This is a genomic window from Streptomyces sp. NPDC054872, from assembly GCF_053610705.1.
In genome coordinates this window covers 32,160-55,548 of the sequence record NZ_JBSGYY010000028.1, presented here as the reverse complement: position 1 = coordinate 55,548, position 23,389 = coordinate 32,160, and the positions used below count along the sequence as shown (strand labels likewise).

The window sequence follows — 23,389 nt, the reverse complement described above, 5'->3', positions numbered from 1 at the left end:
ACAGGTGAAAGCTGCCACCGGCAGGACCGGCGCTACGCCAGCCGCTTCGTCAGCGTGAACTCCTTGGCGCCTTCCGGGTAGTCGGGGATCACCGCCACCACCTCGTATCCCTGGCCGCGGTAGAAGCCCGGCGCCTGGAAGTCCCAGGTCTCCACGCGGGAGTTGCGGCATTCCCGTTCCTCGCGCGCGATGCGTTCCGCCTCGGCGAGGAGCCCCGCGCCGAACCCCGCGCCCTGGTGCTTGTCGCTGACCCAGAGGTAGTTCACATGGAGCCAGCGTCCCCAGGTGTGTCCGGCGATACCGCCGACGAGGCCCTCCGTCTGCTCCATGAGCCAGACGGCCAGCGGCATTTCGCGGTCCTGCGGGGTGCCGCGCAGGGAACGGATCACGGGGGAGGCCGCGGAGTTCGCGTCCTCAAGACCGGCGAGGAGCAGAGCGAACCGCTCTTTGTCGACTCCTGTCTCCATACGAAACATACGGCTCACCCTAAACGGGCTGGCCAGTCAGTTCTGTAAATTACCTTCCGCTCCTGCCGTGCGGCCCTACTCTGAGTGGCAGTGCCGGTGGGGGCCGGCACTGATCAGGGGGCGAGACAGTCGGGTACGACACCCGGCGTGGGGGTGGCGGTCAACAGCTCGGCGGCGGCCGTGCGACTGCGATGACCCCCGTTCCGGGTGTCGTGCCCGCACCGTGCGTCCTCCGACGTCATTTTGACGGGGGTATCCCCTGCTCTTCGAGGAGAGCTTGGGGGAGGGGGTTTCAGTGGTTCGTATCCGAGTCCTGGTCGTCGACGACCATCGCATCTTCGCCGAGTCGCTCGCGGCGGCACTGGCGGCGGAGCCCGACGTCGACGTGTCCGCGGCGGGCAGCGGCCCGGCCGCACTGCGCTGCCTGGAGCGGGCGATAGCCGAGGGGCGCAGATACGACGTACTGCTCGTCGACGCCGATCTGGGCGCCACCGCGAGCGCCGTGCAGGGCGTCAGGCCCGCGCCCTCCGTGCAGGAGGGCAACGCGGACGGCCTGGTGGACGGCATCTCCCTGGTGGCCGGGGTCCGTTCGGGCCAGCCGATGGTCCGCACGGTCGTGCTCGCCGAGAAGGACGACCCGCGCAGGGCCGCCCTCGCGCTGCAGGCCGGCGCCTCGGGCTGGGTCGCCAAGGACTGCTCGCTCTCCCGGCTCCTCACGGTCATACGGGGCGTGCTGCGGGAGGAGACACATCTGCCGCCCGCGCTGCTCACCGGCGTCCTGCGCGAGCTGACCGCCGCCCGCAAGCACCGCACGGAATCCGAGCGCCTGGTGGAGTCGCTGACCCCGCGCGAGCGCGAGGTCCTTCGCTGCATGGTGGCGGGTCTGGGCAGGAAGGCCGTGGCCGAGCGCCTCTTCCTCTCCCCGCACACGGTGCGCACGCACATGCAGAACGTCCTGGGGAAGCTGGGTGTCCACTCCACGCTCGCCGCCGTCGCGCTGGCGCGCAGGGCAGGGGTGGGGCCGGTCGACCTAGCCGGGGATGTTGTCGAACGGGGCGGTCAACTGGCGTAGCAGCCCGGCCAGTTCGCCGCGCTGTCCGCGTGAGAGCTCGGCGAGGATCGCCCGCTCCTGCTTGAGGAGCCCGGCGAGAGCCTGGTCCGCGCGGTCCTGCCCCTCACCGGTCAGCCGCACGAGCACGCCCCGCCGGTCACTCGGATCGGGCAGCCGCTCGACGAGGCCCTTCTTCGCGAGCCGGTCGATGCGGTTGGTCATCGTGCCGGACGTGACCAGGGTCTGGGTGAGGAGCTGGCCGGGGGAGAGCTGGTAGGGCGCGCCCGCGCGCCGCAGCGACGTCAGTACGTCGAACTCCCAGGGCTCCAGATGGTGCTCGGAGAACGCGAGCCTGCGGGCCCTGTCGAGATGCCGCGCGAGCCTGCTGACGCGGCTGAGCACCTCGAGTGGTTCCACGTCGAGGTCGGGGCGCTCCCGGCGCCATGCTGCGACCAGACGGTCGACCTCGTCCTCCATGACGATCAGTGTAGGGGGTCTGTCGACATGAAGTCTCTTGACGTCAAGATACTTCGGGTCGAGGATGGCGTTACGACGTGCGCATGGCGCCCGTACGAAGCTGATGTGACGCCGGTACGACGCCCGCGCGAAGGCAGTGCGACGCCGAGTCCGTGTCCGAGTCCGCCGCCGCGATCCGAGGAGGCCCCGCCCATGACCGCCGCCCCCAGCAGCAGCCCCGCCCCCACCTGGGACCCGGGCCAGTACCTGCGCCACGCCGGGCACCGCGCCCGCCCCTTCGTGGACCTGCTGGCCCGCATCCCCGAACTCCCCGCCACCGGCGGCCGCCCGCCGCGCGTCGCGGACCTGGGCTGTGGCCCCGGCAACGTCACCCGGCTCCTCGCCGAACGCTGGCCCGCGGCGCACATCACGGGCTTCGACAACTCTCCCCAGATGCTGGAGCGGGCCGAGCGCCTGGCAGGCCCCACGTCCGGCGGCGGCCGACTCGACTTCGCCCCGGCCGACGCGGGCGACTGGACCCCGCCCGAGGGAACGTACGACCTGATCCTGTCCAACGCGACCCTGCAGTGGGTCCCCGGCCACCCCGACTCCTTCCCCGCCTGGATCGCGGCGCTCACCCCCGGCGGCACCTTCGCCTTCCAGGTCCCCGGCAACTTCGACGCCCCCAGCCACGTACTGATGCGTGAGCTGACCGAATCCGAGCGGTGGCGGGACCGGCTCGGCGGGCGGCTGCGGCACGCGGACGCGGTGCTTTCGCCGGCGGCCTACCTGGAACGGCTGGTGGGACTCGGCTGTGAGGCGGACGTCTGGGAGACGACGTACCTGCATCTCCTGGAGGGCGAGGACCCGGTCCTCGACTGGGTGAAGGGCACGGGCCTGCGGCCGGTGCTCACCGCACTGGAGGAGGACGCGGAGGCCGGGGACGCGTTCCTCTCCGAGTACCGCGAGCTGCTGCGCAAGGCCTACCCGGCGGGCGCGGGCGGCACCGTCTTCCCCTTCCGCAGGGTCTTCGCGGTGGCGCGGAAGGCGCGGATGGCGCGGAAGGACGGAACCTGATGCTGGAGGCCATCGACCACGTACAACTGGCGGCCCCACCCGGCAGCGAGCCCGAGCTGCGGGACTTCTACGGAGACGTGCTCGGGATGGCGGAGATCCCGAAGCCACCCGCGCTCGCCGCGCGGGGCGGCTGCTGGTTCCTCGCCGGGGCCGTGCAGCTGCACCTCGGCATCGAGGCGGACTTCCGCCCCGCACGGAAGGCGCACCCAGGACTGCGGGTACGGGACATCACCGCGTACGCGGAACGCCTGGCCTCCCGGGGAATCCCCGTCACCTGGGACCACGCCCTGCCGGGCCACCGCCGCTTCTACGCCGACGACCCGGTGGGCAACCGCCTGGAATTCCTGCAGCCGGAGCAGCCGTAGCCCCGGCGAAGGGCTAACTCTTGCGGTGGCCTATCAGGCGCGGCTTCGGTTCCAGGCCGTCCAGACCGTGCCACGCCAGGTTCACCAGGTGCGCCGCCACCTCCGCCTTCTTCGGCTTGCGGACGTCCAGCCACCACTGGCCCGTCAGCGCGACCATGCCGACCAGCGCCTGGGCGTACAGCGGGGCCAGCTTCTGGTCGAAGCCCCGCGTCTTGAACTCCTGACCGAGGATGTCCTCGACCTGCGTCGCGATGTCCGAGATGAGAGAGGCGAAGGTGCCCGTCGACTGCGCCACCGGCGAATCACGGACCAGGATGCGGAAACCGTCCGTGTACGTCTCGATGTAGTCCAGGAGGGCGAACGCCGCCTGTTCGAGCAGCTCACGCGGATGGCCCGCCGTCAGCGCACCCGTCACACCGTCGAGCAGTGCCCGCATCTCACGGTCCACCACCACCGCGTACAGCCCTTCCTTGCCGCCGAAGTGCTCGTACACGACAGGCTTGGAGACCCCGGCCTTCGCCGCGATCTCCTCCACCGACGTGCCCTCGAAGCCCTTGGCGGCGAAGAGGGTGCGGCCGATGTCCAGCAACTGCTCCCGGCGCTCGGCACCCGTCATCCGGGTCCGGCGCGTACGCCGGGGCTGCTTCTCTTTGCTGGAGGGGCTGGAATTGCTGGAGTCGGTCGCCACGTCGTCAATCATGCCGGGCCGACGGTCTTCTGCTTCCGGCGGGAGTCGATACGGGACTCCGACGGCCAGCGCACGTCCGTCGCCCACCCCAACTGCTCGCACCAGCGGATGATCCGCGCCGACGAGTCGACCTGGCCCTTCAGCACACCGTGCCGCGCCGACGTCGGGTCGGCGTGGTGGAGGTTGTGCCAGGACTCGCCGCAGGACAGGACCGCGAGCCACCACACGTTGCCCGAGCGGTCACGCGACTTGAACGGGCGCTTGCCGACCGCGTGGCAGATCGAGTTGATCGACCACGTCACGTGGTGCAGCAGCGCGACCCGGACCAGCGAACCCCAGAAGAACGCCGTGAAGGCACCCCACCACGACATCGTCACCAGGCCACCGACCAGCGGCGGGATCGCAAGCGACACGATCGTCCAGAGCAGGAACTGGCGGGAGATCGCGCGCAGCGCCGGGTCCTTGATCAGGTCCGGCGCGTACTTCTCCTGCGACGTCTGCTCCTCGTCGAACATCCATCCGATGTGCGCCCACCACAGGCCCTTCATCAGGGCCGGCACCGTCTCGCCGAAGCGCCACGGCGAGTGCGGGTCACCCTCCGCGTCGGAGAACTTGTGGTGCTTGCGGTGATCCGCCACCCAGCGCACCAGCGGGCCCTCGACCGCCATGGACCCCGCCACGGCCAGCGCGATCCGCAGCGGACGCTTCGCCTTGAAGGAACCATGCGTGAAGTAGCGGTGGAAACCGATCGTGATGCCGTGGCAGCCCAGGTAGTACATGAACACCAGCAGGCCGAGGTCCAGCCAGCTCACCCCCCAGCCCCAGGCCAGCGGCACCGCCGCGACCAGGGCGAGGAACGGGACGGTGATGAAGAGCAGCAGCGCGAGCTGCTCCAGCGAACGTTTCTGCTCACCGCCGAGCGTCGCGGACGGGACGGAAGGCGACGAAGCGGCAGCAGTCGGCTGCGGCGAAGCGTCTTCGATCACATCGGTGTCGGAATACGCATCGGAAGATGTGGTCATGGGCACGTCCCCTGTGGGGTCGAGGGTGAGGGTCACGGCGCGGGTGCGGCGGGCGCACGATCACGGGTCCCGCGTTGGCTACGGTCCCGTAACCTACGGCGACGTAAGTATGGCAGCGCGGAACCCGGCGGCAAGAGGCTGCGAGTCCGTGCCGCGCTGTGACATCTATCCTTGGAATCGGTCGGACAGCGCGGTCCGCTCTCTCTCATTCCCCCGGAACGCGGATTCATATCCGGCCGGGGCCCCCTCCCAGACCTGACGTGCTTCAACACTGCAAGGAGCCGCACCTGTGAGCAGTGCCGACGACCAGACCACCACAGCCAGCACCGAGCTGCGCGCCGACATCCGCCGTCTCGGCGATCTGCTGGGCGAGACCCTCGTACGTCAGGAGGGCTCCGAGCTCCTCGAACTGGTCGAGAAGGTCCGCCGCCTGACCCGTGAGGACGGCGAGGCCGCCGCACGCCTGCTCGGTGGCACCGAACTGGAGACCGCGGCCAAGCTGGTCCGCGCCTTCTCCACGTACTTCCACCTGGCCAACGTGACCGAGCAGGTCCACCGCGGACGCGAGCTGCGCGCCCGCCGGGCCGCCGAGGGCGGGCTCCTCGCCCGCACCGCCGACCGGCTCAAGGACGCCGACCCCGAGCACCTGCGCCAGACCGTGGAGCACCTGAACGTGCGCCCCGTCTTCACCGCGCACCCCACGGAGGCCGCCCGCCGCTCCGTCCTCAACAAGCTGCGCCGCATCGCGGAGCTCCTGGAGACCCCGGTCATCGAGTCCGACCGGCGCCGCCACGACACCCGCCTGGCCGAGAGCATCGACCTGGTGTGGCAGACCGACGAGCTGCGCGTCGTCCGTCCGGAACCCGCGGACGAGGCCCGCAACGCCATCTACTACCTGGACGAGCTGCACGCCGGCGCCGTCGGCGACGTACTGGAAGACCTCACCGCCGAGCTGGAGCGGGTCGGCGTCCAGTTGCCGGAAGGCACCCGGCCGCTCACCTTCGGCACCTGGATCGGCGGCGACCGCGACGGCAACCCGAACGTGACGCCCGCCGTCACCTGGGACGTCCTGATCCTCCAGCACGAGCACGGCATCAACGACGCCCTCGCCCTCGTCGACGAGCTGCGTGGCTTCCTCTCCAACTCCATCCGCTACACCGGGGCCACCGAGGAACTGAAGGCCTCCCTCCAGCTCGACCTGGAGCGGCTGCCCGAGATCAGCCCCCGCTACAAGCGGCTGAACGCCGAGGAGCCCTACCGCCTCAAGGCCACCTGCATCCGGCAGAAGCTGGAGAACACCAAGGAGCGCCTGGCCCGCGGCACCGCCCACGAGGACGGCCGCGACTACCTCGGCACCGGCGAACTCCTGCACGACCTCACCCTCGTCCAGACGTCGCTGCGCGCGCACAAGGGCGCCCTGTTCGCCGACGGCCGGATGAACCGCACGATCCGCACGCTCGCCGCGTTCGGCCTGCAGCTCGCCACCATGGACGTACGGGAGCACGCCGACGCCCACCACCACGCGCTCGGCCAGCTCTTCGACCGCCTGGGCGAGGAGTCCTGGCGCTACGTGGACATGCCGCGCGAGTACCGGCAGAAGCTCCTCGCCAAGGAGCTGCGTTCGCGCAGGCCGCTCGGCCCCCAGCCGGCCCCGCTGGACGCCGCGGGCGAGAAGACCCTCGGGGTCTTCCTCACCGTCAAGAAGGCCCTTGAGGTCTTCGGGCCCGAGGTCATCGAGTCCTACATCATCTCGATGTGCCAGGGCGCCGACGACGTCTTCGCCGCGGCCGTCCTCGCCCGCGAGGCCGGGCTCATCGACCTGCACGCCGGCTGGGCGAAGATCGGCATCGTGCCGCTCCTGGAGACGACGGACGAGCTGCGCGCCGCCGACGTCATCCTCGACGAGATGCTCGCCGACCCCTCGTACCGCCGCCTCGTGGCGCTGCGCGGCGACGTCCAGGAGGTCATGCTCGGCTACTCCGACTCCTCCAAGTTCGGCGGCATCACCACCTCGCAGTGGGAGATCCACCGCGCCCAGCGCAGGCTCCGTGACGTCGCGCACCGGTACGGGGTGCGCCTGCGCCTCTTCCACGGCCGCGGCGGCACCGTCGGCCGTGGCGGCGGCCCCTCGCACGACGCGATCCTCGCGCAGCCCTGGGGCACGCTCGAGGGCGAGATCAAGGTGACCGAGCAGGGCGAGGTCATCTCCGACAAGTACCTCGTGCCGTCACTTGCCAGGGAGAACCTCGAACTGACGGTGGCGGCGACGCTGCAGGCATCGGCCCTGCACACCGCTCCCCGCCAGTCGGACGAGGCGCTGGCCCGCTGGGACGCCGCGATGGACGTGGTGAGCGAAGCGGCCCACACCGCCTACCGCAAGCTCGTCGAGGACCCGGACCTGCCCTCGTACTTCCTCGCGTCGACGCCGGTGGACCAGCTCGCCGAGCTGCACCTGGGCTCGCGGCCCTCCCGCCGCCCCGGCTCGGGCGTCTCGCTCGACGGCCTGCGCGCCATCCCGTGGGTGTTCGGCTGGACCCAGTCGCGGCAGATCGTGCCCGGCTGGTTCGGCGTCGGCTCCGGCCTCAAGGCGCTGCGGGAAGCCGGTCTGGACACCGTGCTCGGCGAGATGCAGGAGCACTGGCACTTCTTCCGGAACTTCCTCTCGAACGTCGAGATGACCCTCGCGAAGACGGACCTGCGGATCGCCCGCCACTACGTGGACACGCTCGTCCCCGACGAGCTGAAGCACGTCTTCGACGTCATCGAGGCCGAGCACGCGCTGACGGTGCAGGAAGTCCTGCGGATCACCGGCGGTACGGAGCTGCTGGACTCCCACCCCGAGCTCCAGCAGACCTTCGGCATCCGTGACGCCTACCTGGACCCGATCTCGTACCTCCAGGTCGCCCTCCTGAAGCGCCAGCGTGACGCGGCGGCGGCGGGCGAGGAGCCGGACCCCCTGCTGGGCCGAGCCCTTCTCCTCACGGTGAACGGCGTCGCGGCGGGGCTGCGGAACACGGGCTGATTGTCGTCGGCGGAGGCGCCCTGCTCTGGCGGGGCGCCTTCGCCGGAGGCCCTGTTCGGGGCGGCAAGAACGGTGCGACCCCCGGTCAGAACGTCAGCGTCGCGAAAGACGCCGTCAGCAGCGAGCCGCCCGCCAGAGCCAGGGCCCACGCCGTGCGAGGCAGGCGCAGGCCGCCGGCCACCACCACCGCGGACAGGAGCAGCGCGCCGCCCAGCGGCAGCCACGCGTGCAGAAACCCGGGACCACCCGTGCGGACGACCTCATCGGTGCCCGGCTTCACGGCCACCGGAATCCGCGCCCCCTTCTCCTCCGCGATCGAGCGGTCGATCACGACCTTCTCCCGCGGCTGGAAACCGGCGGTCGAGGGGACGTACGGCCCGAAGCAGTCGTCGGAGGAGCACCGCGTCACCCGCATCGTCCCCCGCTCACGCTCACCGGTGAGCATCACGTGCTGCGCCGTGCCCCAGGACGCCCAGAAGCCCGCGACGAGCAACAGCGCCGCGAGCGCGCCCATCGCCATCCGGCGGAGGAGAAGCAGCGCGTTCATGGCGGCGATCCTTGGCCATGGGCATGCGCTCAGTCAACAGTCCTGGAGCACCACTCAGGAGTTGTACGAACTCTGCGCCCGCTCGAGACCCTCGATCACCAAGGCCTCCGCCGCATCCGCGGCCCGGTCCACGAAGTAACCGAGCTCCTTGCGCTCCGCCGACGAGAAGTCCTTCAGGACGAAGTCCGCGACCTGCATCCGCCCCGGCGGACGCCCGATCCCGAACCGCACCCGGTGGTAGTCGGAACCCATCGCCTTCGTCATCGACTTCAGACCGTTGTGGCCGTTGTCGCCACCGCCCAGCTTCAGCCGCAGCGTGCCGTAATCGATGTCCAGCTCATCGTGGACCGCCACGATGTTCGCCGTCGGCACCTTGTAGAAATCGCGCAGCGCCGTCACCGGACCACCCGACACATTCATGTACGACATCGGCTTCGCAAGCACCACACGGCGGCTCCCCGGACCCGCCGGACCGATCCGGCCCTCAAGCACCTGCGCCTGCGCACGCCCGCTCCGCTTGAACGAGCCACCGATCCGCTCCGCGAGGAGATCCGCCACCATGAAACCCACGTTGTGCCGGTTCATGGCGTACCCAGGGCCTGGATTGCCCAGACCCACGATCAGCCAAGGCGCACTGGGGTCCGTCGTCATCTGCATGTCTCCTTCATAGCCCAACCGCCGCCCCGCGCAGGAGCGCGGAGCGGCGGTCGGCAGAGTCGAGCCCAAAGGAGCTCAGTCGAGCAAGGTCGAGGCTCAGGCCTCGGCGGCGGCGTCGCCCTCGGCCTCGGTCTCCGAGGCCTCCTCCGCCTGCGCGGCCAGGACCTGCAGGACGACGGTGTCCTCGTCGACGGCAAGGGTCGTGCCCGAGGGCAGCGTGATGTCCTTGGCGAGAACGGTCGCACCGGCCTCGAGACCGGCGATGGAGACGGTGACCGACTCCGGGATGTGCGTGGCCTCGGCCTCGACGGGCAGCGCGTTCAGCACGTGCTCGAGCAGGTTGCCGCCCGGGGCGAGCTCACCCTCGGTGTGCACGTAGATGTCGACGTTGACCTTCTCGCCCTTGCGGACGAGGAGCAGGTCGACGTGCTCGAGGATGCCGATGCGCACGGCGTCACGCTGGACGGCCTTCGGGATGACCAGCTGGCTCTTGCCCTCGATGTCCAGGTTGATCAGGACGTTCGGGGTCTTCAGCGCCATCAGGGTGCCGTGGTGCGGCAGCGTGATGTGGATGGGGTCGTCGCCGTGGCCGTAGACAACGGCGGGCAGCTTGTCGGCGCGACGCAGACGACGGGCGGCGCCCTTGCCGAACTCGCTGCGGAGCTCGGCGCTGATCTTTACCTCGGACATGCGCACTCCTCGTAAAAAGTGGTGACGGAAAATTCGGGTCACCCGGCCACGACTGGCGGCCTGCTACGAAGAGCGCGTCGATAACGGACAGCCGTACCTCTGATGAGTACGGCCTCCCTCGCCGAGCAACTCCGTGAGTCTACCCGGCGGGAAGGCCGCCCCAGAAATCGATCTTCAGAGAGCTCCGAGGAGCTACGCCTGCTCGTCGAAGAGGCTCGTCACCGAACCGTCCTCGAAGACCTCACGCACCGCGTTCGCGATGGTCGGCGCGATCGGGAGCACCGTGATCTTGTCGAGCTCCAGGTCCCCCGGGTCCGGCAGCGTGTCCGTGAACACGAACTCGCTCACCTTGGAGTTCTTCAGACGGTCCGCGGCCGGGCCGGAGAGCACACCGTGCGTCGCCGTCACGATGACGTCCTCCGCGCCGTGCGCGAACAGCGCGTCGGCGGCGGCGCAGATCGTGCCACCCGTGTCGATCATGTCGTCGACCAGGACACAGACACGGCCCTTCACGTCACCGACGACCTCGTGGACGGTGACCTGATTGGCGACGTCCTTGTCACGGCGCTTGTGCACGATCGCCAGCGGCGCGCCCAGACGGTCGCACCAGCGGTCGGCGACACGGACACGGCCGGCGTCGGGGGAGACCACGGTCAGCTTCGAGCGGTCGACCTTCGCGCCCACGTAGTCCGCGAGGACCGGCAGCGCGAAGAGATGATCGACCGGACCGTCGAAGAAGCCCTGGATCTGGTCCGTGTGCAGGTCGACCGTGAGGATGCGGTCCGCGCCCGCGGTCTTCATCAGGTCCGCCACCAGACGCGCCGAGATCGGCTCACGGCCGCGATGCTTCTTGTCCTGGCGCGCGTAGCCGTAGAACGGCACGATCACGGTGATGGAGCGGGCCGACGCGCGCTTCAGCGCGTCGATCATGATCAACTGCTCCATGATCCACTTGTTGATCGGAGCCGTGTGGCTCTGGATCAAGAAGCAGTCCGCGCCACGAGCCGACTCCTGATACCGCACATAGATCTCGCCGTTGGCGAAATCGAAAGCCTTCGTCGGCACGATGTCGACACCCAGCTTGTGTGCGACCTCCTGGGCCAACTCGGGGTGGGCGCGGCCGGAGAAGAGCATCAACTTCTTCTCGCCGGTCGTCTTGATCCCGGTCACAGCACTAGTCTCCTCAGACGAGTTCTTCCCGCTGCCGTCCTCGCACGCCCCGGAAAAACACAGTCCGATGCGCTGAGCCGGCCGAAATGGTGTGCATCTATCACGGTACGCGTTGTACGACGCACCTGTTTCCGGTCAGCTTCCGCCCGCCGGATTCCCGGACTCCCCGGACGACGCCTCCGCCGCCCTCGCAGCCGCGCTGCCCGGACGCTTGCGCGCCACCCAACCCTCGATATTCCGTTGCTGCCCACGGGCAACCGCCAACGAACCCGCCGGAACATCCTTCGTGATGACCGAACCCGCCGCCGTGTAAGCCCCGTCCCCGACAGTGACAGGAGCCACAAACATGTTGTCCGAACCCGTCTTGCAATGCGACCCCACCGTCGTGTGGTGCTTCGCCTCACCGTCGTAGTTCACAAAGACGCTGGCAGCACCGATGTTGGTGAAGTCACCGATCGTCGCGTCCCCCACGTACGACAGGTGCGGGACCTTCGTGCCCTCACCGATGTTCGAGTTCTTCATCTCCACGAACGTGCCGGCCTTCGCCTTCAGGCCGAGCCGGGTGCCCGGCCGCAGATACGCGAACGGACCGACGCTCGCCTGCTCCCCGACCTCGGAGTCGTACGCCACCGTGTTGTCCACCCGGGCGCCCGCACCGACCTTCGTGTTCGTCAGGCGGGTGTTGGGCCCGACCTCGGCGCCCTCACCGAGATGCGTGGCGCCGTGGAGCTGCGTGCCGGGGTGCACGAGCGCGTCCTGCTCGTACGTCACCGTCGCGTCGATCCACGTGGATGCCGGATCCACGACCGTGACACCCGCCAGCATCGCCTCGGTCAGCAGGCGGTCGTTCAAGGTGCGCCGCGCCTCGGCCAGTTGCACACGGTTGTTGATCCCCGCGATCTCCTCGTGGTCGCCGGTGACGGCCGCGCCCACACGATGCCCCGCCTCCCGCAGGATCCCCAGGACATCCGTCAGGTACTCCTCGCCCTGACTGTTGTCCGTACGCACCTTGCCCAGCGCCTTCGCGAGCAGCTGCCCGTCGAACGCGAACACACCGGAGTTGATCTCACGGATCAGACGCTGCTTCTCGGTGGCGTCCTTGTGCTCCACGATCCCGGTCACCGCGCCGCTCTCGCCGTCCCGCACGATCCGCCCGTAACCGGTCGCGTCCGGCACCTCGGCGGTCAGCACGGTGACGGCGTTGCCGTCACCGGTGTGCGTCTCGGCCAGCTTCTGGAGCGTCGCACCCGTCAGCAGCGGCGTGTCACCACAGACGACGATCACGGTCCCGTCCACGGCACCGCCGAGCTCGTCCAGACCGATGCGGACCGCGTGGCCCGTGCCCTTCTGCTCGCTCTGGTACGCCGTGCGCACGTCCGGGGCGATCGTCCCCAGATGTGCGACGACCTGCTCGCGGGCGAACCCGACGACGGTGACGAGCCGCTCCGGGCTCAGCGCGTACGCGGCTTCGAGCACATGCCCGATGAGGGAACGCCCGCAGATCTCATGCAGGACCTTGGGGGTGGCCGACTTCATACGGGTGCCCTCACCCGCTGCAAGGACGACGACGGCTGCCGGGCTGTTGGCGCTCACGGGGGTGCCCTTCGGCTTCGGATGTGCGGGGAGTGGACATCCGCAGGATACCGGGGCGTTGTGGGGCGGAAATGAGGGCGGGTCCTGACCTTGCGGTCAGGACCCGAGAGAAGCTCCCCCGCCAGGACTTGAACCCGGACAGATGGCACCAAAAGCCACAGTGCTGCCAATTACACCACGGGGGATTGAAGCGCCCTAAACCGGACATTCGGTCAGGTCGCCGTCGCGGCACCCAACACTATGCCGTACCAAGCCCCTTCCACGCGACGGTAGAGATCAGCGCTTCGGCGCCGACGGCGACCCTCGTCCGGAATGCGGGCGTCCGGCAGGGGTTCGGGAGCGGTTCAGCAGTTCGAGGGATTTCTGGCCGTTTCGTTTTGTGTCGAACAGTGCGTGCGTTCGATCACCGAGCCGGAAACTCGCCGGAAAAGGAGGGCTTGTCGCCCGTAGGCTGGACGGTATGACCACGACGGGGGAGAACCACAGCGCGGCCGTGAGCGGGCCGTGGTGGTGGGAGCGGCGGCGCAGTGCCGTGCTGGACGTGGGGCTCGCGTTGGCCTCGGCGGCGGAGTGCGGGGCCGAGGGGATCACGTTCGCGGGGGACACGGGGATTCCCACGGGGGTGGGGGTGGCGTTCGGGGCGGTGGCGGGGGCTTCGCTGGTGTTGCGGCGGCGGTGGCCGATCGCCGTGGTGCTCATTTCGATCGCGATCACGCCTGCGCAGATGGGGATCTTTCTTACCGTCGTCGGGCTTTACACGTTGGCGGCTTCCGAGTTGCCTCGGCGGATCATCGGGTCGCTTGCCGGGATGTCGTTGCTGGGGACGCTCATCGTGACGTTGGTGCGGACTCGGCAGGACATGGAGAGCGGGGATCTGGGGTTCGCGGAGGGGTTCATACCGTTCATCGCGATCACCACGTCCGTCGGTCTGACCGCGCCGCCGATCCTGCTCGGGCTGTATGTGGGGGCGCGGCGGCGGCTCATGGAGAGTTTGCGGGAGCGGGCCGACAGTCTGAAGGGTGAGTTGCAGCTGCTGGCCGAGCGTGCCGAGGAGCGGGCGGAGTGGGCGCGTAACGAGGAGCGGACCCGGATCGCGCGGGAGATGCATGACGTGGTCGCGCATCGGGTGAGTCTGATGGTGGTGCACGCCGCCGCGTTGCAGGCCGTCGCGCGGAAGGATCCGGAGAAGGCCGTCAAGAACGCCGCTCTGGTGGGGGACATGGGGCGGCAGGCGCTGACCGAGCTGCGCGAGATGCTCGGTGTGCTGCGGACCGGGGAGGCGCCCGCGGTGACGGGCGGTCGGCACGGGTCGGTCTCGGACGCTGTGCCGTTGGCCGCCGTGGGGTTCGCCGCGGCTGCCGCGGCCTCGCGTGCGGTGGACGAGGACGGGCCGTGTCTGGCGGAGCTGGATGAGTTGGTGGGGCAGTCCCGTGCGGCGGGGATGGCGGTGGATCTGTCCGTCGAGGGGGAGCCCCGTGCGTACGCGGCGGATGTCGAGCAGACCGCGTACCGGGTGGTCCAGGAGGCGTTGACCAACGTGCACAAGCATGCCGCGGGCGCCAAGACGTACGTGCGGCTGGCGCACCGCGGTGCGGAGATCGCGATGCAGGTGGAGAACGAGCCGCCGCCGGAGGTGGGTCCGGGGGACGCCCGGCTGCCGAGCGGGGGCAATGGTCTGGTGGGCATGAAGGAGCGGGTCACCGCGCTGGGTGGTGTCTTCGTATCGGGTCCGACGGACGCGGGTGGTTTCCGGGTGTCCGCGGTGTTGCCGGCGGCCGCGGCCTAGGCCCTGTGGTCAGCCCTGTCGTCAGTGGTCAGTGGTCAGCCGGCTGTGAGGCGTTCCGGCTGGGTGCCGGATGCGAGGGTGGCGAGGGCTTCGTCGATGTGGGCGCCCAGGTACCAGTCGCCGCTGTGGTCGAGGCTGTAGACGCGGCCTTCCGCGTCGATGGCGAGGAGTGCCGCGGTCTCCGTCTCTTCTCCTATGGGGCACACCTCGGTGTCGAGGGCGCGGCCCAGGTCGCCGAGGGTGCGGGCGAGGTGGAGGCCGTAGAGGGGGTCCAGGTGGACGGCGGCGGGCGCTATGTGGCGGCCGGGGCCCTGCGGGGTGATGTGCAGTCCGCCGAATTCGGCCCAGGCCTCGACGGCGGCGGGGAAGACGGCGTGCCGGTGTCCCGCGGGTGAGGTGTGGCGGCGCAGGACGTCGGCCCAGATCTCGGCCTGCTTTATGTCCCACCGTCCGGGGGTCCAGCCGGCGGCGCGCAGGGCGGCGTCGACGGGGACGGGGAAGCGGGGTGAGGCGGCGGTCTGGGTGGTGTGTGCGGGGTTCTCGGTGTGCTGTTCGGTGTGCATGTGCGGCCCTCGTTGCGGTTCGCGGTTCGCGGTGCGCGGCTCTCGGTGGTGGGGATCAGGATTCGGGTGTCGGGGGTTCCACGATCCGTACGCCGAAGTGCGCTGTGAGGGCGGTGCAGGAGCGGCAGGGGCGGGCGAAGCCGCCGTGCAACGGGTCGCCGTCCTCCCGGATGCGGCGGGTGGTGAGCTTGGCGTGCTTGAGGGCTTTGCGGGCCTCGCCGTTGGTCATCGGTTTTCGTGCCGCGCGTTTGGAGCGGCTTCCGTCGGCCGTCGTGAGGTGGCGTGAGATGAGGATGGCTTCGGCGCACCGCCCGGTGAAGCGTTCGCGCTGACCGCTTGTGAGGGTGTCGAGGAAGTCCTGTACGAGTGGGTGCAGGGCGGGAGGTTCCTCGCCGCGGCCCGCGGTGCTCGTGAGGGTCGCGCCGCGGACGGAGAGTGCGGCGGCGACGGTGGGAAGTATGCCGTCGCGGCGTTGGCGCAGGGTGGGCGCGTGCGCGGACGCGCTGCTCCAGCCGACGCGTGGATCTCCCGTGTCGGTGGGGTGCTCGGCGGTCGCCGAGGGTGTCGTCGTGGCCGCCGTGTTGTCGGCCGTACCGGTCTGTGCCGTGTGCATGGTGGTGCTTCCCTCCCCGCAACTCGCGGCTGTGACCGCGTGTGCCACGCCCCCGCGTTGCGGGGACAGCCTGCCAAATGGGGCGGGTGGTGCGGAAGCTGGGGCACCGCGACACGCCCGGCTTTCGTCGCACGGTGACGGTCCGGTGGCTGCTGGTCATGGAACCGGAGGCCCGGTGACCGGTGTCGTCCTTGCGCATAGGCTGTCGATGTCCGCAGCCAGCGGAACGCAGGACGAAGTCGCACAATCCACGCACACCGATCCGCGAAACCATTAACAGTGCCGCAGGGGGCAACCGCCATGACGACAGGTCGGCTGGGGCAGCAAGCCGCACCGCCGAACGCGGCCTACGCCGGGCAGGTCGTGCACTTCCCGGATCCGGTCCGGGCCACGCGCCATCCCAGAGGTGTGCGCGTGGACGAGCACGGCTATCCGGACTTCTCGGCGTACGCGCGTGCGGCGGCCGAGATCGCCGAGCCTCCGGAGGGTTTCGGTGTCGACGAGCTGCGCCTGACGGACTACGTCTCCGCGAACGCGGCGATGGCCGCGGCGGACCACGAGCTGTGGGACACGATTCCTCCGGTGGCGACCCCGCACGGTTGGACCTGGCATCACGTGCCGGGCGGCCGGCGTCTCGAGCTGGTCCCGGTGGAGGTGAAGGCGCTTCTGCGGCATCACGGCGGGCTCGCCACGACGCCGGTCGACCAGGACAAGAGGGGTACGCGTCCGCTCCAGGAGACCCGCCCCGCGCATCTCGCGTTGCCGAAGTCGGCGGTCGCGGTGTCCGAGCAGGAGATTCTCGGCGCGGAGGAGGAGCTGGGTTACCGGCTGCCCGGCGCCTACCGTTCCTTCCTGAAGGCGGCGGGCGGTTGCGCGCCGGTGGGTACGGCGTTGGACGCGGAGCTGGGTCTCCTGATCGACCAGCCGTTCTTCACGGTGCGGGACGAGGCCGCGGTCAACGACCTGGTGTACGTGAACAAATGTCTGCGCGACCATCTCACCAAGGACTACTTGGGGGTCGGTTTCGTGCAGGGCGGCATTCTGGCGGTGAAGGTCAAGGGCGACCAGATCGGTTCGGTGTGGTTCTGCGCGTACGACGACGCACGGGACGTCTCGGAGACGGCGGGCTGGCAGCCGGCCGAGCGGGTGCAGCGGCTGCTGCTGCCGTGCGGTGACGACTTCGACGCGTTCTTGTCCCGGCTCGCGGGCAATCCGCCGGAGTTGGAGACCGTGGCGAACCTGATGGTGGACGGTGGCTTCGCGCGCGCCGTCCCGGTGGGGGAGTGACTTGGCGATGGTGACCTTCGCGCAGGCGCAGGAGCGCGCCGAGGAATGGATCAACGGCGATGTGCCCGGCTACCAGCATCGTGCGGTGCGGGTACGGGAGTTCGAGCTGGGTTTCGTCGTGTGGGCGGAGGACCGCGAGAACGGTCCGGTGTCCGACGGCGGCCGTCAGCGGCTCGTCATCGCGCGGGACAGCGGCGACGCCACGCTCTGGCCGGGTCTGCCGGTCGGTGAGGTGATCCGCCGGTACGAGGAGGAGTACGGCGCGCCGGAGATGGCCCCGGAGGACGCGGCGCCGGCCCCGCCCGAGCGGGTCGACCTGAATCAGACGTCGTTCCTGTTGAGCCCCCCTGAGTGGCTCCAGGAGGCGGCGGACAAGCTGGGCATCCCGGATCGCAGGGGGGAGTCGTCCGCGGGGGCGTCCGCAGGGGCGGGTCCGTCGGGTGGGGGCTTGTCGGGTGGGGGTCCATCGGATGCGGGCCCGTCGGACGCGGTGCCTGCTCCGGCTGTTCCGACTGCTTCTTCTTCTCCCTCGTCCCCCTCTTCCCCCTCTTCTCCCGAAGCGCCCGGTGGCGGTACGCCGTGGCCCGCGGCCGGGGGGTCGGGTGGCGCGCCGGTCGGGGCCACCCCGTGGGCCGGTACGGACACCAACGCGGACTCGGGCGACGACCGTTCGGTGCCCGCGCCCGCGACCGTGTTCGCGCCGCCGCTGGTCGGCGGTGACGACGACGACACTCCGCCGCCCGGTGTGGCGCCGGAGGCCAAGACCGCGCTGATGCACGGCGGCAGCGGCCTTCCGTCGACGACGGTGGCACCCGCGCTGGACGGCAGGGACATGCCGCCGCCCGCGGGCGCCGGTGTTCCCGACGCGTCCGCGTACGGCTATCCGCAGGGGCCCGGTGCGCCCGGTGCACCCGGTGCGCAGCCTCCCGCCGCTCCGGGGCCGAACCTGCCCCCGCCGCCCGCCGGTGCCGCGGTGAACATGCCGCCGCCTCCGGGCGTGAGCGCTCCGGACCCGTCCGCGTACGGCTACCCGCAGGGTTCCGTGCCTCCCGGCGCGGGGGACATCGCCGACGCCGCGACCAGCAAGGCTCAGGCGCCGCCGCGTGGCGCCCGTGGCAGCGGCGGTGCGAGTACGCCGCCGCCTCCCGGCGCCCCGGGGACCCCCGGCATGCCGCCGGGTGGTACGCCGCCGCCGTCCGGCCCGGGTGCTCCGGGCACCCCTGCGGGCGGTTACGTCCCGACGCAGTTCGTGTCGGCGCTCGGCCCCGAAGGACCTCAGCCGCCCGCGGCTCCGGACGCGCCGAAGCCGCCCGGTGCTCCGGGTACGCCTCCCGGTGGTGTGCACCACGCGGCGACGATGCTGGCGGACCCGAGTCTGGGTGGTCCCGGTGGGATCAAGCCGCCGGGTGCTCCGGGCGCCCCGCAGCCTCCCGGCCCGCCCGGCGCTCCGGGTGCCCCGCAGCCTCCCGGTCCGCCCGGTGCTCCGGGTACGCCTCCCGGTGGTGTGCACCACGCGGCGACGATGCTGGCCGACCCGAGTCTCGGTGGCCCCGGTGGGATCAAGCCGCCGGGTGCTCCGCAGCCTCCTGGCCCGCCCGGCGCTCCGGGTGCCCCGCAACCTCCCGGTCCGCCCGGTGCTCCTGGCGCGCCCCAGCCCCCCGCGGCTCCGGGTGCTCCCGGCGGCGGTGTGCACCATGCCGCGACGATGCTGGCCGGCCCCGCGGTCGGCGGCCCCGGCGCGCCCATGCCGCCGCAGGCTCCCGGTGCTCCGGGTGTTCCCGGCATGCCGCCCCCCGCGCCGGGTCAGCCCTACGGCTACCCGCAGCCGCCCACCGGTCAGCCGACCGTCGGCCCCGGCTACCAGGCCGTACTCCGCTACCGCGCGCAGGACGGCTCCGAGCAGCAGCTCATCCGCCGCTCGGCGCCCGGCACGCCGCACCCGGAGTGGCAGATCCTGCACGAGCTGCGCGGCATGAACGTGCCGCCGCAGCAGGTGCTCGAACTCCACACGGAGCTGGAGTCCTGCGAGCTGCCGGGCGCGTACTGCGCCCGCATGATCCGGGAGACCTGGCCGCAGGCGCGGATCACGAGCATCGCCCCGTACGGCAGGGACCACGGGTCCCGGCAGGGTGGCATGCAGCAACTCATCGCGCACCAGGCCGAGTTGCACCAGGTCGCGGACGGTCCGGCGCGCCCCGCGCCGGTGCGCGCGCCGCTGCCGCAGGTGCAGCCCGCGCCGCCGATCCCGCCGGAGGGGGTGGCGCAGGAGCTGGTGGGCGCGTTCGGGCCCGGCATCTTCCGCTTCGACCAGCGGGCGGTGTCCCGGCAGGGTGTGCCCGATCTCGTGGCGCACACGCTCGTCGTGGCGGGCCTGCCCGTCGACTTCGGTCCGTTCTTCTGGGCGCAGGCCCAGCCCGGCCGTCCGGTGCCGACGCTCGCCGAGACGGCGCAGGAGCGCGGGGTGCAGCCGGCGTCGGACGCGGGTTCGTACCTGGTGATGGGCAGTGACTTCGGCCGCGCGATCTGTGTCCAGTACGGCACGGCGAACATCGTCGCCGTGCCGGTGGAGGCCGGTCCCGGTGGTGCTCCGGTGCCGCCGCAGTTCGTGAACACGGGGCTGCCCGAGTTCGCGCGCTGCCTGGCGCTGCTCGGTCGTATGTGGCGGCTGCGGTATGGGTTGAACCAGGAGCAGGCGGGCCGCTGGACGGTGGACTTCCAGGGGCAGCTCGCGGCACTGGACCCGGCGGCGCTTGCTTCGCCGGAGAGCTGGTGGTCGGTACTCCTTGAGCAGATGTGGGACGGCTTGCTCTGAGCCCGCCCCTGCGGGGGTGGCGGCACACGCATACGAGGCGCTCGACCCCACTGGGGCCGAGCGCCTCGCCGTTTCCCGGGCCGTGTTCGGGGCGGCTGGCTGCTTTCCAGAGCCGCCGCTTCGCGACGGATGTGTCCCACCCACCCACCCGAGCACCCCGGGGTAATCGGGTGGGTGGGCGGGAAAGATCTGCCGCGAAGCGGCGGGCTTGGTGCGGGCGCCAAGGCTGTGCCCGTCGCCCGGTGGCGGGACCGCACCCCCCGATTCCGACTTCCGCCAGGAAATAACGCATCCTTGAACAGATGAGATGAGCGGAGTGTCGCGTTATGAGCGCTTCCGCTTGATCCATCAAGATGTGCGCCAATCGCGTAGTACGCGCGTGGTGCGTCGGAGGAGGGATTCAAGGATGAGCAGCGGTTCAACGGCGTCGGAGCACGGCTTCGTCGCCGTGCGGGGACGGGGCTACCGTCCCGAGCAGGTGGACGCGTACGCCCTCGATCTGTCCCGGGACCGCGACGACGCGTGGGAACGCGCCGCCCGGCTCACCGTCCTCGCCAAGGAGATGGAGGCGGAGGCGGAACGGCTGCGGGACGTGGTCTCGCGGCTCGCCCCTCAGACGTACGAGACGCTGGGCGAGCGCGCGCGCGACATCCTCGCCCTGAGCGAGGCGGAGGCCGCGGCCGTACGGGAGTCGGGCGAGGCCGACGCGCGGAGCACGACGGAGGCGGCCGAGGCGGAGGCCGGGGAGCTTCGCGACGCCGCTCGCGCGTACGCCGACGAGGTCCTCGGCGAGGCCGACGAGCGGGCCCGGCAGCGGTTGCTGGCCTGCCGTGCGAGCGCGGACGAGTCGCGGATCGCGGCCCGCCGTGACGTGAAGGAGTGGCGGGGCGAGGCCCTGGCGGCACTGCGGGAGACGCGGGAGCGCAGTGCGACGCTCCTGGAGGATCAGGAGAAGGAGCACGCCGAGCGGTGGGATGCCGCCGAGCGGGAGATCGCCCTGCGGGAGGCCGAGGCGGAGGCTCACGAAGCTTCGCTCGTGGCCGCCGCCGAGGCCCGCCTGTCCGAGGCCAAGCGGGCCTTCGCTGAGGCGGAGGAGTCCGCCCGGCACGGCCAGGAGGACGCGGAGGCGCGGGGCGCGGAGCTGGTCGCTGCCGCGGGCGCCCGGGAGGAAGGGATCGCCCGGGAGACCGAGCGGATGCTGCGGGAGCACGGTGAGGAGTGGGACGAGGTGCGGGCGCACATGGAGCATGTGCGGAGCAGTCTCGCCGCGCTGACCGGGCGGGTGTCCTAGGCGCCGCTTGGCGGCTGATCTTTCCCGTCCACCCACCCGTTTACCCCGCGTCGAGTTCTCCCTGGGAGGGGCCGTCAACTGCCCCGTCGAGTTCTACCTCCTCGTCACCCCCGCCAGGATCCATCCCTCCACCGCCTCGTACCTCCTGCGTTGTTTCTCCGATTCCCTCGGGCCCGAGGACATCGTGCCGAGCCAGCCCAGGAGGAAGCCGAGGGGGATGGAGGCGATGCCTGTGGTGGTGAAGGGGAACCAGTTGAAGTCGTGGTCCGGGAAGGCCGAGGTGGGGGAGCCCGAGACCAGATTGGTGCCGGTCATGAGGATGACGGAGCCGAGGGTGCCGCCGATCAGGGTCCACAGGAGGCCCCGGCGGGTGTAGCGGCGCCAGAAGAGGCTGTAGACCAGGGCGGGGGCGAGGGCCGATGCGCCCAGGCAGAAGGAGAGGGTGACCAGGGGTTGCAGGTTGCGGTCCTTGACCATGACCGCGAGGACGATCGCGAGGCCCCCTATGGCCAGGGCCGAGACGCGGGCCAGCGTCATCTCGCGGCGCGGGGTGAGCTCCCTGCGCAGACGCAGGTGCGCGAAGACGTCGTGGGCCAGGGAGTTGGCGCAGGCGAGGATCATTCCGGCGACCGAGGCGAGCAGCGTGAGGAAGATCGCCGTGGTGACCGTCGTGAAGATGAGGGTCTCGAACGTCGTGGCGTGGACGCCGAACACCGCCTTGGAGCCCAGTAGATAGGCCGTGTTGCCCTGCGGGTCGGCCTGGGCGATCGCCGCGCGCCCGATCATCGCCGTCGCGCCGAAGCCGACGATCGTGATGATGAGGACGAAGAGCGCCACCAAGGACACCGCCCAGGACATCGAGCGGCGTATCTCGGGCGCGCTGCGGGCCGTGTACATGCGCATCGTCACGTGCGGCAGGCATGCGCCTCCGAGGACCACCGTGAGTTCCGAACTGATCATGTCCAGGCCGGGGTTGGGGCCGCCCGCGAACTGCAGGCCGGACTGGAGGAAGGCGGGGCCGACTCCGCTGCCCTGCTCGGCGGCGGCGAGCAGCGCGCCGAGGTCCCAGTCGAAGCGGCGCAGGATCAGGGCGGCGATGACCGCGCCGGAGCCGAGCAGCATCACGATCTTCAGGATCTGGATGAGGGCGGTGCCCTTCATACCGCCGATCGCCGCGTAACTGATCATGAGTGCGCCGAGTGCGACGACGCACGCTGTCTTCACGCCCTCGCCGGAGAATCCGAGGATGAAGGAGAGCAGGTCTCCCGCGCCCGCCAGCTGCACCAGCATCAGGGGGATCAGCGCGGCGAGTGTCGCCGCGCAGGCCGTGATGCGTACGGCCCGTCCGGGCATCCGGCGTGCCAGTACGTCGCCCATCGTGAACTGGCCCGCGTTCCGCAGGGGTTCGGCGAGCAGGAACATGAGGAGCATGAGGGAGAGGGCCGTGCTCAGGGCGAGGACGACACCGTCGTACCCGAGGAGCGCGATGACTCCGCCGGTGCCGAGCACGGTCGCCGCCGAGATGTAGTCGCCCGCGATGGCCAGGCCGTTGCGCATGGGGGAGAGGGCGCCGTAGCCGGTGTAGAACTCGCCGAGGTTGTCGCGGTCGGGGCCCGTCATCACGCAGAGGAGCAGCGTGAGGGTGACGACGGCGGTGAACGCCACCAGGGACATGGCCTGTGCCGAGTCGGCGGCCAGCGTCATGCCGCTCTCGGTACCGGGGCTCATCGGTTGGCCTCCAACTCCGCCAGCTTGCGCAGCCGTTCGGCCAGCGGGTCGACCCTGCGGCGGGCCGTGTACTCGTACAGCCCTATGGCGAGCAGCGTGACGGGCACCTGGCACAGGCCGAGCAGCAGTCCGGTGGAGAGGCCGCCGGAGACCGGGTCCGTCATCAGGGACGGGGCGAAGGTGGAGAGGATCAGGAAGAGGATGAAGTAGCCGAGCGCGGTGAGGGTGGCGACGCGGCGCTGCCAGCGGTAGGCGCTGCGCAGGCGGCGCAGGTCGCTGTGGCGGCCGAGTGCGGGGTGGCGGGGGAGCCGTGGGGGTGGTGGGGGAGGTGGCGGCGCGACGGGCTGCCAAGCGTAGGCGGGGTACGAGGGGGCGTGCAGGCCCGGGGGGTACTGCGGTGAGCGGGGGCTGTGCGGGCGCTGGGGGTGCTGCGGGCGTTGAGGGTTTTGGGGCTGGTGAGGGTAGGGCATCCCGGTTCTCCTTGCGCGGCGTCGGTCCGGTGCG

21 protein-coding genes and 1 tRNA gene are annotated in these 23,389 nt (G+C 70.7%); 8 read left to right on the top strand and 14 right to left on the bottom strand.

Translation table 11 applies throughout. The features are described from left to right. Positions 1-32 precede the first annotated feature (32 nt). Positions 33-476 (bottom strand): GNAT family N-acetyltransferase, encoded by a 444-nt coding sequence (locus ACWGIH_RS29235; protein ID WP_453447725.1) that lies wholly within the window; start codon positions 474-476, stop codon positions 33-35. A gap of 286 nt (positions 477-762) precedes the next feature. On the opposite strand from ACWGIH_RS29235, the gene ACWGIH_RS29230 reads away from it, so the two are divergent. Continuing rightward, entirely contained in the window at positions 763-1,539 is a 777-nt protein-coding gene (locus ACWGIH_RS29230) for a LuxR C-terminal-related transcriptional regulator (RefSeq protein ID WP_453447723.1), read from the top strand. On the opposite strand, the gene ACWGIH_RS29225 is transcribed toward ACWGIH_RS29230, so the two are convergent. Beyond that, positions 1,498-1,995 (bottom strand): MarR family winged helix-turn-helix transcriptional regulator, encoded by a 498-nt coding sequence (locus tag ACWGIH_RS29225; RefSeq protein ID WP_363211718.1) that lies wholly within the window; start codon positions 1,993-1,995, stop codon positions 1,498-1,500. The two genes, ACWGIH_RS29230 and ACWGIH_RS29225, sit on opposite strands and share 42 nt — an antisense overlap. 192 nt (positions 1,996-2,187) lie before the next feature. On the opposite strand from ACWGIH_RS29225, the gene ACWGIH_RS29220 reads away from it, so the two are divergent. Next, positions 2,188-3,051 carry a trans-aconitate 2-methyltransferase gene (locus ACWGIH_RS29220; protein ID WP_453447721.1) on the top strand — a complete coding sequence of 288 codons (864 nt, stop codon included), beginning with the start codon at positions 2,188-2,190 and terminating at the stop codon, positions 3,049-3,051. Next, positions 3,051-3,416 carry a VOC family protein gene (locus tag ACWGIH_RS29215; RefSeq protein WP_453447719.1) on the top strand — a complete coding sequence of 122 codons (366 nt, stop codon included), beginning with the start codon at positions 3,051-3,053 and terminating at the stop codon, positions 3,414-3,416. Before ACWGIH_RS29220 ends, ACWGIH_RS29215 begins: the two co-directional genes overlap by 1 nt. 13 nt (positions 3,417-3,429) lie before the next feature. On the opposite strand, the gene ACWGIH_RS29210 is transcribed toward ACWGIH_RS29215, so the two are convergent. Next, entirely contained in the window at positions 3,430-4,116 is a 687-nt protein-coding gene (locus tag ACWGIH_RS29210) for a TetR/AcrR family transcriptional regulator (protein WP_344522139.1), read from the bottom strand. Next, entirely contained in the window at positions 4,113-5,126 is a 1,014-nt protein-coding gene (locus ACWGIH_RS29205; protein ID WP_453447717.1) for an acyl-CoA desaturase, read from the bottom strand. Before ACWGIH_RS29205 ends, ACWGIH_RS29210 begins: the two co-directional genes overlap by 4 nt. Before the next feature lie 289 nt (positions 5,127-5,415). On the opposite strand from ACWGIH_RS29205, the gene ppc reads away from it, so the two are divergent. Continuing rightward, positions 5,416-8,148 carry a phosphoenolpyruvate carboxylase gene (ppc, locus tag ACWGIH_RS29200; RefSeq protein ID WP_453447716.1) on the top strand — a complete coding sequence of 911 codons (2,733 nt, stop codon included), beginning with the start codon at positions 5,416-5,418 and terminating at the stop codon, positions 8,146-8,148. Between the two features lie 85 nt (positions 8,149-8,233). On the opposite strand, the gene ACWGIH_RS29195 is transcribed toward ppc, so the two are convergent. From ACWGIH_RS29195 to ACWGIH_RS29170, 6 genes are all read right to left on the bottom strand, one after another. Continuing rightward, a complete protein-coding gene (locus ACWGIH_RS29195) occupies positions 8,234-8,695 on the bottom strand; it encodes a hypothetical protein (RefSeq protein WP_453447714.1) in 462 nt (153 codons plus the stop codon). A gap of 54 nt (positions 8,696-8,749) precedes the next feature. After that, positions 8,750-9,352, bottom strand: a complete 603-nt coding sequence (gene pth, locus ACWGIH_RS29190; protein WP_453447712.1) for an aminoacyl-tRNA hydrolase — start codon at positions 9,350-9,352, stop codon at positions 8,750-8,752. A gap of 96 nt (positions 9,353-9,448) precedes the next feature. Then, positions 9,449-10,042 (bottom strand): 50S ribosomal protein L25/general stress protein Ctc, encoded by a 594-nt coding sequence (locus tag ACWGIH_RS29185; RefSeq protein WP_453447710.1) that lies wholly within the window; start codon positions 10,040-10,042, stop codon positions 9,449-9,451. A 192-nt stretch (positions 10,043-10,234) separates the two neighbouring features. Then, positions 10,235-11,212: a ribose-phosphate diphosphokinase gene (locus ACWGIH_RS29180; RefSeq protein WP_453447708.1), complete on the bottom strand. Its 978-nt coding sequence runs from the start codon at positions 11,210-11,212 to the stop codon at positions 10,235-10,237. Between the two features lie 135 nt (positions 11,213-11,347). Continuing rightward, complete coding sequence (gene glmU / locus ACWGIH_RS29175; RefSeq protein WP_453447706.1) at positions 11,348-12,805, bottom strand: bifunctional UDP-N-acetylglucosamine diphosphorylase/glucosamine-1-phosphate N-acetyltransferase GlmU; 1,458 nt, start codon at positions 12,803-12,805, stop codon at positions 11,348-11,350. 113 nt (positions 12,806-12,918) lie between these two features. Beyond that, positions 12,919-12,990, bottom strand: a tRNA-Gln gene (locus ACWGIH_RS29170). A 275-nt stretch (positions 12,991-13,265) separates the two neighbouring features. On the opposite strand from ACWGIH_RS29170, the gene ACWGIH_RS29165 reads away from it, so the two are divergent. Then, complete coding sequence (locus ACWGIH_RS29165) at positions 13,266-14,591, top strand: sensor histidine kinase (protein WP_453447704.1); 1,326 nt, start codon at positions 13,266-13,268, stop codon at positions 14,589-14,591. A gap of 35 nt (positions 14,592-14,626) precedes the next feature. On the opposite strand, the gene ACWGIH_RS29160 is transcribed toward ACWGIH_RS29165, so the two are convergent. Further along, entirely contained in the window at positions 14,627-15,154 is a 528-nt protein-coding gene (locus ACWGIH_RS29160; RefSeq protein WP_453447703.1) for an SUKH-3 domain-containing protein, read from the bottom strand. Positions 15,155-15,209: 55 nt separating this feature from the next. After that, entirely contained in the window at positions 15,210-15,767 is a 558-nt protein-coding gene (locus tag ACWGIH_RS29155) for a YwqJ-related putative deaminase (RefSeq protein ID WP_453447701.1), read from the bottom strand. 300 nt (positions 15,768-16,067) lie between these two features. Between ACWGIH_RS29155 and ACWGIH_RS29150 the strand changes: the two genes are divergently transcribed. The 3 genes from ACWGIH_RS29150 to ACWGIH_RS29140 all read left to right on the top strand — a co-directional run bounded on the left by ACWGIH_RS29150 (position 16,068) and on the right by ACWGIH_RS29140 (position 21,157). Continuing rightward, entirely contained in the window at positions 16,068-17,054 is a 987-nt protein-coding gene (locus ACWGIH_RS29150; protein WP_453447699.1) for an SMI1/KNR4 family protein, read from the top strand. A gap of 7 nt (positions 17,055-17,061) precedes the next feature. Further along, a complete protein-coding gene (locus ACWGIH_RS29145; RefSeq protein ID WP_453447697.1) occupies positions 17,062-19,866 on the top strand; it encodes an SUKH-4 family immunity protein in 2,805 nt (934 codons plus the stop codon). Between the two features lie 406 nt (positions 19,867-20,272). Then, on the top strand, positions 20,273-21,157 hold the full coding sequence (locus ACWGIH_RS29140) for a cellulose-binding protein (protein ID WP_453447695.1): 885 nt from the start codon (positions 20,273-20,275) through the stop codon (positions 21,155-21,157). 93 nt (positions 21,158-21,250) lie between these two features. On the opposite strand, the gene ACWGIH_RS29135 is transcribed toward ACWGIH_RS29140, so the two are convergent. Both ACWGIH_RS29135 and ACWGIH_RS29130 read right to left on the bottom strand, forming a co-directional pair. Continuing rightward, positions 21,251-22,885: a sodium/solute symporter gene (locus tag ACWGIH_RS29135; protein WP_453447693.1), complete on the bottom strand. Its 1,635-nt coding sequence runs from the start codon at positions 22,883-22,885 to the stop codon at positions 21,251-21,253. Beyond that, positions 22,882-23,355 (bottom strand): DUF485 domain-containing protein, encoded by a 474-nt coding sequence (locus ACWGIH_RS29130; RefSeq protein ID WP_453447692.1) that lies wholly within the window; start codon positions 23,353-23,355, stop codon positions 22,882-22,884. The genes ACWGIH_RS29135 and ACWGIH_RS29130 overlap by 4 nt, the downstream gene beginning before the upstream one ends. Positions 23,356-23,389 lie beyond the last annotated feature (34 nt).